The following is a 12,954-nucleotide window of genomic DNA, read 5'->3' as shown; positions in this document are numbered from 1 at the left end:
GTGGCAATTGGCGCAGTTTTCCGTCACCGGTGCATGCTCCCAAAGTACAGGGCCACGCTTATCGGCATGACAGCTGTAGCAGGTGTCATTGATAGTGGTGTGGTTTAAGGCGCTTTCGCCCATGGACCCATGGGGGTTGTGGCAATCAATACAGGTCATGTCATCCCATTTCATTGGATGAGATGAGCGCTTGTTCATGTCGGCTTTGGCATCTAAATGGCACGATGTACAAGCGGTGTTGATATTCTCTTTGGCTAAAATCGGGTCTTGAGCTACATGTACTTGGTGGCAATCGCTACATGCGACTTCATCAAGGTTATGACTACTGCCATGCCAGGCCATTTGTTCAGCATCGTTGTGGCAACTAAGGCACACACTGTTTTGACTAGCGGCAGGCAATTGACTGTTTGGGCCAAAGGCAATCATGGGCTCTTTACCGCCACGATTATGTTGACCGATGGGGCCATGGCAAGCTTCACACTGTAGATTTGCCATGGGGGATTGTGGGTGACTGGCTTGGCCGTGGGTTCCCTCAAAAATTGCCATTACGTGTTCATTTTTTTTATGACACATTAAGCAGGTATCAGCGCCTTTTTTAGAATATTTGCCTTCGGCAAACTTCTGCTCAAGTTGCTGCTCCAGTTGTTCTGGGGTGAGAGTGTCCCAAGGGGCCGATTGAACTGCGAAGGACATCATTAAAATGAATATCCCCCGAAGTATATTTTCGATACGAAGTTGCATCATCATCTTGGCCTTTTATACGGATTTAATTTTATTAGTTGGGTGGAGCGATTAATTCCATATAAATTCTAAGGCTAAGGGTTTTGTATAACTAAAGAGGTATTTGGAGCTTTGGGATGAGGTATGAAAAACGAAGGGGTTTGCGATTTGCATCACATTTTGTCAAGGGGTGAATTTAGCATTTTTGTGCATGAATATGAATAGGGTTTGTCTTTAAGTGGCTGTTATTATAAGTTTTTTATTGCTTCTCATTCTGCAACTGTTGGAAATGTAAAAGTATATGGAAAGGTGAGCGATTCAACTCGAAAAGATTCATCATTCTACTTATTTCCAAGCGCATCTTCTTATTTGCATCGGTGATTTTCACAACGCGCAGTAAGGTTTCATAACCTTTCACAAGTTGGCTTATTTTTTAAAGTCACTTTTGTGCGTTTAGGGAAGTATTTAGCGTTTATCAGGGCAAAAAAAACCAGCCAAGTGGCTGGTTTCTTCAATTCAAGCTCTGAATTAGAGTTTGAAGAATGAAAGCTCTTGGCTTTGTTTCTCTGCAAGCTTAGATAAAGATTGGCTTTCAGAAGCGCTTTGACTAATACCAGAAACGTTTTGGTTCACGATTTCAGTGATGGTTTCTACGTTAACATTGATGTCCTGAGTAACTTGGGATTGCTGCTCTGCCGACGTTGCCACTTGGGTATTTAAGTCGCCAATTTCAGTGATGGCTTGGGTGATGGACTCAAGTGAATCATTCGCTTGGCTGGTGAGTTCTTGGTTATGGTGTAAAATGTCTAAGCTGGAAAGCATGCTCTCGTTGGCTTGACCAGACTGAGCCTGCAAGCCTTCGATAATAGCTTGTATTTCTTGGGTCGAGTCTTGGGTTCTGGCTGCAAGCATGCGAACTTCATCTGCAACAACAGCAAAACCACGTCCTGATTCACCGGCTCGAGCAGCTTCAATGGCTGCATTCAGTGCCAGGAGGTTGGTTTGTTCAGAGATACTTTGAATCACTTCAATGACCTTACTGATCTGTTCTGATTGCTCTTTCACTTGCGTGACGACATCGGCTGCATTGGCTAGTGTTGCATTCATCTGTTCACTGGCTGCTTGGCTCTTTTGGAAAATATCTAAGCCTTGGCGCGCCATTTCGTCGGCATGTTTGGCACTATTATCAGCCCCCACAGCATGACTGCTGACATTACTGGCTGTCGATGAAAGTTCATTCAATGCGACCGTAACCTGATCAATCTCACCTTGCTCCATTTTGGCATTGGCTTCAGATTGCGTCATAACTGCTGCAAGTTCCGTTGCTGATGATGCGACGTCGTTACTGATACTATAGAGAGAGCTGACCGTTTTATTGAGTTGGGTCACCGTTGTATTGACATCACCATTCAGAACTGCGATTTCGTTTGAGCCTTGATCGTCAGCTTTTACGGTTAAGTTCCCTTTTGCAACTTCTGCCATGATTTGTTGAAGTTGCTTAATTGGACGGACAATCGCACCGGAAAGAACCCATGCAGCACTGATGACAACTGCGAATACAACTACGAAAATTATGAATAATAATTTAACGAGATTGGCGTGCTCGGTGTTGGAGGCTTGCTGTAAAACTTCGGTTTGAGTATTGACCTGTTTTGACATGTCAGCAATGGCAGTCACCATTATTTTACCCAATCGACGGAACTCTACCGTTTGGCGTTTATATTCAGCTTCTACGTCATCCCCTGCTTGGCGCTGTTTTAATAGTGGGATTAAGGTGCTGGATACGAAAGCACCGTAATTGTCCATTGCGATGGATGTTGCATCGACCCGATCTTCTAAACCTTCAAACTTTCTGATCTTCGCCAGAAGGTCTTTATTTACAGACATACGTTGAATCAGTTCACTATCGAGTCGTGCAAGCTGATCTTTATCGAAGATACTGTAAATTCCACTAATACGGAGCATAAAAGTGTTATGAACGATGTCGGTGACATAGTCCTTATTTTCCAACACTTTTGATGTGGTTTGATTCATGCCTTCAAGTTGGTTTTCTAATTTTACATTCGCAAAACCAACGGCAATGGCTAACACCACAACCAACGCAAAAACAGGTAAAAGAACCTGATAACGGATAGATAAGTTTTTCAATAAAGCCGACATTAAGTAGCACCTCCAAATGTGAACAAGCGAGTCTAGCAGCCGAAATTCATGAACACCTTATTTACAAGTTGAAAGCTTGAGTTGTTTCTTTTTAAAACAATTTATTGGACTCAAGTCATAAAGATGCATTTTAAATGTTGTGAATAAAGATTCGCTACTGTAGGTATTCCATCGACGCTCAGGGGAGGAACTTTAGCCGACCTGTTGGGGATATGACTCGTCGCACAGAAATCGATAATGTTGCGACAATTGAAAGGCTTAGCATTGTGAATATCGCCACCATGATCACTAATTGGTATTTGACTGCTAGCATCGGATCGGTGCCGCTTAAAATTTGACCTGTCATCATTCCTGGCAATGTTACGAGGCCTGTAGTGGCCATGGTCGCAAGAATTGGTGCTAGTGCGGCCTTAAGGGCATCTTGCATAAATTGAAAGGTCGCTTGTTTCGGGGTCGCACCTAAAGCCAGTGCACCTTCATAAAGCTGGTTTTGCTTTTGTAGTGCATCAAACATGCCTCTTAGTGCAACGATATTGCCCGTAAGGCAATTGCCAAGCAACATGCCTGCTAAAGGAATTAGGTATTGGGCATGATAAACCGGCGTGGGCTTAAGCAGAGCGAATAGTAACAAAATTAATAGGGGAAAGAGTCCAATGCAAAGGCCTGTGAAAGCTGGCCAATAGAAGTATTTGAGAGGCAGCGTACTGCTGGTGACAATTGCTCGGCTGCCAACGAGAAGCATCAAAGTTAGCCAGACTATGTTGACAACAAGGCTATTGAGCTCAAATAAGAACTCTAGATATATTCCGATAAAAATGAGTTGTATCACCATGCGTGATACTGAAACGCCAATCGTTTCTAACAGCTCTAAGCGATAGGCGTAGTTAATCCCTATTGGGATCAATAACACGCCCATAAAAGCAATTAACTCAAATGTTGAGATCTCGACAATATTCAAAACTAATTTCGCTACCCGAGTTCGTTGAAAGAAGAGTATAAACAGGCTCTATAAACAGTTCGACATCTTTAACATTATTCGTGTGAAGGAAAAAGGCAAGTCTTGGATCATTTCTACTGAAATAGAAGGAACAAAATTGGCTTTCTTGGGGAGACTAGCTTAGTTTGCTTTGGGTGTTTGTTGCTGCAGTTTGCTTTGATTGCTCCTGCGCTAGGGCCATCGGTATTCGGATATTGAACTGGGTGCCTTGGCCTGGCTCACTTTGGCAGCTAATGCTTCCAGCAAGGGTTTCGGTGACTAAGCTATATACGATATGCATGCCGAGTCCGCTGCCGCCCTGGCTACGCTTGGTGGTAAAAAAGGGCTCGAAAATATGCTCTAAATTGCCTGAAGGTATCCCTTTACCATCATCTTGGTAGTCTATGATGACATCTTGATCGGCTGTAGAGACTTGAATATCTATTGTGCCAGAGTTTCGACCATCAAAACCATGAATGAGGGAGTTCATTAAGAGGTTTGTAAATACCTGTGCCAGTGCTCCAGGCACGCTTTGCAGTGTAATGCCTTCAGGACAGTTGATGTGAACCGAATAGGGCTTATTTTTAAATTTGGGTTTCAAGCTGGTCAGTATTTCTTCTAGGTATTGGCTGAGTTCAAAGGTTCGAGCCGCTTCACTAGATTGATCAACAGCGACCTGTTTAAAGCTTTGAATTAAATTAGCAGCGCGATGCATATTGGATAGCAATATGTCTGCAACTTCTAAGTTGGTTTTAATTTGCAACTCAACATTGTCTTCGGTGAGCTCTCCTTTTTTATATTGTGCGGCAAATTCTTGTGACACATCTAATAAATGAGAGGCCGCTGTCACGCCGATACCTATAGGGGTATTTATTTCATGGGAGATGCCCGCAACTAAACCACCAAGTGCGGCCATTTTTTCCGACTCGACTAATTGTTCTTGGGCAACGGTTAGATGATCAAATGATTCCTGCAGCTCTTGGGTTCGTTCTTCGATCATTTCCTCTAGATGATCTCGATACTCTCTCAGTTGTTCTTCTGCCGCCTTACGAGCGGTAATATCAAGCACAATGACGCTGAAGTGTCCTTGATCAGATTCTTTCCAGTTCGATAACGTCACTGCAACTGGAAATGATTCGCCGTTTTTACGCTGCCCCACTAGTTCATGTGTGGCACCGGATGCAACGGCGTCTTGTTCAAACTCAACAAAAAAGTGGCTGCGTTTACTCTGTTTTGATTCCTCTGCCAATAAATCTAAAATGGGGCGACGAATGATCTCTTGTGGAATATAACCAAAGATCTTTTGCGCGCCACTGTTCCACTCTTCAATTAACCCAGTGCTCTCATTCGCGACAATAATGCCAACCACGGCTGACTGAAATAAGGAGCGAAACCTGGCTTCACTGCGTATGAGATTGCGTTCGGTGCGTTTTAGCTCAGTAATATCAACAGAAATTCCACTGAGCGCATAGAGCTTGCCGTTTCGGTCAGAGAGTGGATATTTGGTTGATAGGTAAGTGCGCTCAATGTTGTTGACGTGGACCACTTCTTCCATTTCTATTAGCCCATTATTTTCAATGACTCTTAAATCGTTTGCTCTAAAGCTCTGGGCTATCTCTGCTGGGAAAATATCGAAATCGGTTTTGCCTTTGACTTCACTATCGAGAATATCGAAAAGATTTTCAAAAACGCGATTAATAAACAGATATTTACCATCGAGATCTTTCACGTAGATGATTGATGATGTGTTGTTCAGGATGCTTTTTTGCTGATGCTGGCTATCGGCCAATGCTGCTTGAACTTGACTTTGGCTGGTGATGTCTTCAATGGACGCCGTCATCAGTGTTTCTTTGCCGATGGAAAGTTTGGCGATATTGGCCTTCATTAAAAAGGTTTCGCCATTTTTACGGACGCCTTGCACTGATTTATCAAATGCGCGCTCTAAAGTTTGCTCATGGGAGGTTTGAAAACTCGATACTAAATGATCGTGGTGCCGGCGTAATTCTGTGGGGAGTAAAATATCTAAATTTTGCCCGACAACTTCTTGATGTTGATATCCAAAGACCTTCTCGGCAGCATTATTGAATAATACAATTTCATGGTCATCATTGATTGCCAATATTGCTGTGGTGGTCATATTCAAAAAGCTGAGATAGCGTTCGTTGGTTAGCTGCAATTGTTGGTTTTTTTGATCCAGCTGTTCGTGTTGCTGACGGTTCGCTTGTAACGTCGCTTTAAATGCAGTGGCGGCATCTAGTACCCGGCTAAGATAATGATCTTTGACGTGCGGCAATTCAACATGCAGATCTCCATTGGCATAGTGGATCATCGCTCGATTAATTTGTTGTAAATCGGTCGACATCCGCTTGGCAATATAGCCACTGACAATCCCAATAATCACAATAAAGAGAATGGTTACCAAAAAAATCATATTGTGGCTAACCAGCTCTTGGTCTAACTGTTGTGTTCTTTGTTTGACGTTTTGCTGTAACGCATCAGATATTGCTTGGAACTCATTGTTCAGCTGAAACAAGGCGCGTGCAGCCACACGAGGTGGAGCATTCTCTTGATCGAGTTGATTGGTTGTCTGCTGCGGTCTGAGTTGACTGATTTGTGCGGATTGGTATTGCGTCAGTAGTCGACGTGCACTAAGCATAATATTCTCGTGCGCTGGTTGTACCAATGATTCGACTTGGTCAAGCCACTGACCAATATCTTTTGATAGAGTGACAAGCTGCTGTGCGACGTTTTCGCGGTTCCCATTAGATTCGGATGAAAGGACTTGAGTAAATTCGTATTGCAAATTATTCAAAGCATTAGAGTACTGGTGCGCCCGATTGAGATGTTGTACCTCGATTTGGAGTAGTTTTTGGATCTCACTAGAGTGGGACTGAAATGTCACAGAAGTGACCACGTAAAGAACCAGCGCAGTAATCGCACTGATAATCGGAACAATGAGAAATCGATCTCTTAGTGATAGATTGCTAAACCAACTCATTTAGTACCCAGCCTAAGAACGAAACCGCAACAATAAATTCAAATAACCAGCCCCTTTACTTTCTGGTTTTCTTAAGCAAACTCATTGCTAAACAGCGCGTTTGCCAATGATCTGAAGTATAGATTGAAAACTTAAATACTGCTGACAACTTGTTTGGTTGTGCCTATTGTTCGAGGTTCTGGATTTTTGCATTGTTCAACATCCTTTATCTTGTTGCTGTGATGAATTAGCATGATGTCAATTCACTAACAGGAAGTTGGGAACCATGTTAAGTAATTCTAAAGCTGCAATGACCTATATTGGCGCAGAAACTGTGATGGACGGTGATATGATCTTGCAGGATTCTGCCTTAGTTGCAGGAGTACTCAAGGGCAGCATTACTTCATCAGGAAAAATCAATATTGAGCCGAGCGGCATTATTGATGGTGATGTCCGTTGCATTGAATTACGGGTGGAAGGCTTGTTAAAAGGGAGTGTGACCTGTGAACGTCTATATATAGGCAGTCATGGTTCTGTAGATGGCGATGTTTCAAGCCATCATATGGAAATCGCTGCCGGTGGACAGTTTATGGGCCGGCGTACTCAGGGGCCTGATTTAAAATTGCTTTTATCCCAAGCACACGACTCTTCAGTATTAAATGCCATCTCTGAGCCCCTAGATACAGATGGTTCAGATTCGAGCGAACAAGTAAAACACTCAACTGCTCCCGCTTCAGTGGACCATGATGCACCTGAATCGAAAGCAGACACAGCTCCCAACTCTGACAGGGCGCCGGAGCAAACCACCCAAGCAGAAGAAGCTGAAGAGAAACAGCAAGCGGTAAACCCGTCGAAGCCTTCCGAGCGTTCACATAAGACTGTTTTCACTGCAATTGGTGTCGTGGCAATCGGTAGTGCGCTGGGTGTGTCTCTGTGGTCACCCAAAGCGCCGCAGGAGTCTAAGCCGGTGACCAGTATCAGTGCTGCAAATGGCAATGAAAGCGCCATACCACAGAGTAAGGCACTATCCGCTGAGGTTCATGGCAGTGAAATAAAGGCTGTAACCTCAGCGCCTCAATTAGACGCATTGCGAGTTGTCGATAATGGTGCTCCGGAAAGCTCCCAAATGTCGGCTGCGTTAAACCCTAAGCCTGACAGCCCCAAAGTGAAGGTGGATTTAAAAGACGCGACGGCATCCGTGCAAGTGTTACCCGCAAACATTGAAGCGCAAAAAGAAAAGCAGCAGCCCAAAGTTATATCACCGACAAAGACCTCCACCACGAACGTAAAGCAACCAACAGGTACAGAAACAAAGACCCCTTCGTCTGCGAAGACAAAAGTTGTGAGCGAGTCAAAGGCCATAGCACCACAATTGACAACAGCAAAGCCGCTAGAGAATCGGGCAAACAATGCCAAAGTTAAATTAGAATCGACCACAAATGATAAAGAGTCAAAGCGAATAAAAGCTCAGCTTGATATGGCTGCAGAGGTCAAGTCTGAATTGGATCAATCGGATGCAATTTTGTCGCTTCCTGTGGTCGAGACACAGCCGAAAAGCAAATTAAAGCCGACAAAGTAAACAATTGATGAAATCCACGTATTGAATTTGCGAGTTCTCTAAGAGGTGGATGCAATGATTCAGATATTGCAGCGTGACTCGGCTTTTTTCTATTTGGTATGAGTTATATGTGACGGTTTCTTTGTTTCTTTGTTTCTTTGTTTCTTTGTTTCTTTGTTTCTTTGCTTTTTTGTTTCCTTTTCTTTCTTACCTACCTAGATCGTCTTTTTATTTTGGTTGCGAGCCGATTATTCACGGCGTGAACTTAAATGATTTCAAATTTTATGAGCGCTTCACTGTCACCGCTCATACTTATCGCCTCAATATTATCGCTTGAATCTCATCGCTTCAATCTCACTCAGGTTGCTCATTCATATAGGTTAATAAAAGTTTATTTAAAAGGTCAGAAAGTGTGATCTCGACGTAAAACCTGAATTGTTATGCCATAAGTGCAAAGGTTCATTCTTTGCAATTAAATACGTGTGCGTTTTTGTTCAATGACATTCAATGCCATGACGTATTGCGATAAAGTGTCGTCATGTTTGATTGCCACATAAATCATATGGTTATGTTTGCTCTTTTGTTATTGGCGGAGAAATTATTAAATTCTATCGCTTAAAAAATGTCCAAGGTAACATACAGGTAATACCAGCATTGACGGATAGAATTTGTGCGGTAAAATGCAGCGTTGTTCGAGTAGAACTTATATTTAATCGTTTGTTCGTCGCACAATATGAATTGAATGAGCTTTATTAAAATTTTGCCATCGAAATGGTTCTCAATTCAATAGTCTAGCAATTATGTAATTGAACGCTTATCGCTGCTATTCGTTCACGAGTAATCGATAAGTTTTCTGCTGATTCACCGTTAAAAATAAGCCGTCGTATTTACATGGAGTGTAGAAGTCATGATTAGGAAGTTAATTTCAAGTGTCCTTGCAATGTCTGTTGTTTTATCCACAGCAACAGTCAGTGTGGCCGATGATACTGAACTCTATGTCTACGAGTCCTCAGGCCGTTCAAATGAACGACCTAAAGTTTTAGTTATTTTTGATACGTCAGGTTCAATGACGACCACACAAGATGTCTTTCCTTTTTATGATAACAGTGTCGACCTTAAATCGAATGGCTCTGATGTTAGAGGGCAGGTCAAGCTTTATTATAGTTTTAGTGGTGACCCTGTACCGACGCTAGATAGCCAACAGTTTTTTAAATACAAATTTAACGGCTGCGAAACCTCTAAAAGCTTTTTGAAATCTTATGGCATATTTGGTGGTTTTTTCCGTCACTATGCTTTTACGGATGGCGACGGCTCTTGGCAAGAGCTACCGAAAGGCAACCGCAATGGTGTGAAATATATCGATTGTTATGAAGATTTTAAGTCTACAGAACACTTGATGTACGGCAATGGCAAAATTGTCGGAACGAATACGGGCATACCTGATGGTTTTCCTATTGATGGGTTAGGCAATGAATCGGCGCCAGAGCCTTATACATCAATAAGTAGCGGTGCAGATGAAAGTGATCGTGACGCTGCGCTCGATAAGGCTAAGCTGACGCAATTTGGTATTGGTGAAGCCGTTACCGTTTATACGGAAGGCTATGTTACCGCTTACCATGAGGCAGATACTGACAATAAAGTGTCCAAGTCTCGGATGGATATTGCAAAGCAGGTGATGACGGAGACAATTCTCTCCACACCGAACGTTGATTTTGGCCTGATGGCATTCAATTTAAATCGATGGTGGGATAGTAACTATGGCGGCCATATAACCGAGAGGCATGGTGGCCGTATTGTTTCGAAAGTAAATGTGGCAAATCCGGATAATCGACGGGCGCTACTTGAACTAATTGATGACTTAGTCGCTGAAGGTGCGACGCCATTGTGTGAGTCTTTGTATGAAGGCTATTTGTATTTTGCTGGTAAGCAGCCCAAATATTTATATGAACATGAAAGGGTGTCCCCTGACGCTGATGATACAGCTGTTAGCATTGTTGATGGTGGTGAAAGATATATATCGCCATTTGCGGAAAGCAAATGTTTGCATGAAGCAAATATCATCGTCATTACGGATGGCAAGCCTACAAACGATGAAGAAGCACTCAATGTGGTACCCAGCTTGCCTTACTACGACTCTTCATTGCTGGCTACTGTACCTGGTGAAAACGATAACCCTATGCCTGCGCTTGCACGAATCATGAATCATGAGTCTTTTGACGTATATCCAACTGATACTGACAACCAGCAGAACGTCAAAACCTATACCATTGGCTTTAGTGCCGGCGCAGACGATGCTAAAGAAGTGCTAAGTATGACGGCCGAGCATGGTGGGGGTAAGTATTTTACGGCGAATGATCCTAGAGAGCTACAAAGTGCATTACAGCAAATTGTGATCGATATTAATGATGTAGATAGTAGTTTTACTTCTCCCTCAATTGCCAGCAATAACTTTGACCGCACCCGTTCTTTTGATTCCGTTTATTACGGTATGTTTTTGCCTGACCCAGGTCCGAGTTGGTCTGGTAACCTCAAAAAATTTAAAATTAATAATGATGGTGAACTCTTAGATAGAGATGGCGATCCGGCGCTTGATAAGAAAGGAAATATACTGTCTGGCGCTTGTTCGTATTGGACGCCAAGCGCGTTGTGTACGACAGATGCTGCGACGGGGAAAAAGAGTGGTGATGGCCCTCGGGTGAACCAAGGCGGCGCAGCTCATGCGATGCGAACTCGTGGTGAAGCCAGAGTCCTTTACAGTGATATTGGGTCAAGTGGTGGGCTCACTTCTTTGACACTAGCTAACGCGCAATCAAAAGCCGGTAGCCAAAACTTGCTGGGCGGGCATATGGGACTTGATACAGCCACCTTGGAAGATGCTTTTGATTGGATCGCGGGTCAGGATATCGAGAAAGGCGATGGCTCAATGCGTCTTAATATTATGGGTGATCCGTTACATTCCAAGCCGCTTGCAATTAACTATGGTACGAAAACCGAACCTGATATCCGTATTCTGATTGGAACCAATCACGGCTTTTTACATATGTTCCAGGATAAAGCGAGCAGCAATCAAATTGAAGAGAATTGGGCCATCATGCCCTATGAACTATTGCCTAATGTTAGACCTCTCATGGAAAACATTCGCTCTGGAGTGCATTCGGTCTATGGACTTGACTCATCACCCGTTGCCTATGTGAAGTCAGGCGCTGGAGGTGTAGAGAAAGCGTGGGTGTTTATCGGCATGCGTCGAGGTGGTAGCGCATACTATGCATTTGATATCACAGACCCTGATGCGCCCAAGCTCATGTGGCGTAAAAGTGCTGAAAGTACAGGCATGAGTGAAATGGGCCAAAGCTGGTCTGAACCTGTCGTAACCAAAATTCCAGGTTGGCCTGTAGGTAATACGAGTGTAGGCAATGCTTCTCCAGTGCTTATATTTGGTGCTGGTTATCAACCCGCGAGTAAAGATAGTGAAGGACTAGGAAGTGATGACAGCAAAGGTCGTGGCGTCTTTATTTTAGATGCCGAAACCGGCGCTCTGGTTCATCAATTCGGTGCCGGCTCTTCAGGCATTTATACGAAAATGGCAGGAATAACCGACAGCATTCCGAATTCTGTCGCCGTTTTAGATAGTGATAGCGATGGTTTAAGTGATCGTATTTATGCATCTGACACCGGTGCCAATGTTTGGCGACTTGATATGCCGAGCGGTTATGTTAACGATGCGACCAAGCCGTGGACGAGTTTTAAATTTGCGCAGTTAGGTGGGAGTTCTCTGGCGGACGATCGCCGGTTTTTTGCTGAGCCAGCTGTGGCGCAAACGATCATGAGTATTTCTTCTGAAGTCACGGTGACCGTGGATGGTGAAAGTACAACGACGGTAACCTCACAAAATGTCCCTTACGATGCAGTTGCTATTGGTAGTGGAAACCGTCCACATCCAACAGGAATTAAAAGGCAAGACCATTTTTATATGCTACAAGATCGCAATGTAACGTCTCGTTCCTTCACCGGAAAATCAGGTGAGGAAATTCCTGCTCCATTACAAAAAAGTAATCTGGATGACGTGACGACACCACCAATGAATGATCAACAGGCGAAAATTGCATTTGGAACCAAGAGAGGCTGGTTTTATAGCTTTGCGGAATCAGGACAAAAAAGCCTATCTGCAGCAATCATCGTTAGTGGCAAAGTGCACTTTACATCATTTGTGCCTGGAACAGAGGAAATTATTAATAGCTGCTTGAAGCCTGGCGGCGGGCGCTTACACAGCTATGGTCTTCATCGAGGTTTTCGCATCTATGAGCAAGAGTATGTAGAGACCGGGCCAAATATTCCTGACACGCCGACAATTTTCTTTTCAGATCCAGACTCTAATGGCGCGATGTACTTTTCGGCTATGCCAGATGATGTTCGTAAAATCAAACCTGTCCCTGATGATGGCTGTGATCCCGACGACCATAAGTGCCTTGGCGGTGGGGTAGGTGTTAATAAAATTTATTACCATATTGCTGAGTAATATGGCGACAGAACACATATTGAACGATTGATTTTAAGGAAATATTT

General features: G+C 43.5%; 6 protein-coding genes. 2 read left to right on the top strand and 4 right to left on the bottom strand.

Features of this window, described 5'->3' with window-relative positions:
* From IEY18_RS03520 to IEY18_RS03505, 4 genes are all read right to left on the bottom strand, one after another.
* Positions 1-696, bottom strand: a 696-nt coding sequence (locus tag IEY18_RS03520) for a DmsE family decaheme c-type cytochrome (RefSeq protein WP_308424046.1), incomplete at its 3' end; no start/stop codon positions are given.
* Between the two features lie 552 nt (positions 697-1,248).
* Entirely contained in the window at positions 1,249-2,880 is a 1,632-nt protein-coding gene (locus tag IEY18_RS03515; RefSeq protein ID WP_188917815.1) for a methyl-accepting chemotaxis protein, read from the bottom strand.
* Between the two features lie 178 nt (positions 2,881-3,058).
* Positions 3,059-3,838: an ABC transporter permease gene (locus tag IEY18_RS03510; RefSeq protein WP_229779709.1), complete on the bottom strand. Its 780-nt coding sequence runs from the start codon at positions 3,836-3,838 to the stop codon at positions 3,059-3,061.
* 154 nt (positions 3,839-3,992) lie between these two features.
* Positions 3,993-6,854, bottom strand: a complete 2,862-nt coding sequence (locus IEY18_RS03505) for a PAS domain S-box protein (RefSeq protein ID WP_188917813.1) — start codon at positions 6,852-6,854, stop codon at positions 3,993-3,995.
* Positions 6,855-7,119: 265 nt separating this feature from the next.
* On the opposite strand from IEY18_RS03505, the gene IEY18_RS03500 reads away from it, so the two are divergent.
* Together IEY18_RS03500 and IEY18_RS03495 are read left to right on the top strand one after the other, a co-directional pair.
* Complete coding sequence (locus tag IEY18_RS03500; RefSeq protein WP_188917811.1) at positions 7,120-8,412, top strand: bactofilin family protein; 1,293 nt, start codon at positions 7,120-7,122, stop codon at positions 8,410-8,412.
* 886 nt (positions 8,413-9,298) lie between these two features.
* Complete coding sequence (locus IEY18_RS03495; protein ID WP_188917809.1) at positions 9,299-12,907, top strand: PilC/PilY family type IV pilus protein; 3,609 nt, start codon at positions 9,299-9,301, stop codon at positions 12,905-12,907.
* Positions 12,908-12,954: the final 47 nt, after the last annotated feature.

The sequence above is a fragment of the Shewanella gelidii genome, from assembly GCF_014647855.1.
GTDB lineage: Bacteria > Pseudomonadota > Gammaproteobacteria > Enterobacterales > Shewanellaceae > Shewanella > Shewanella gelidii.
Note: the sequence above shows the minus strand (reverse complement) of the source record. Positions and strands in the feature narration are given on the sequence as shown.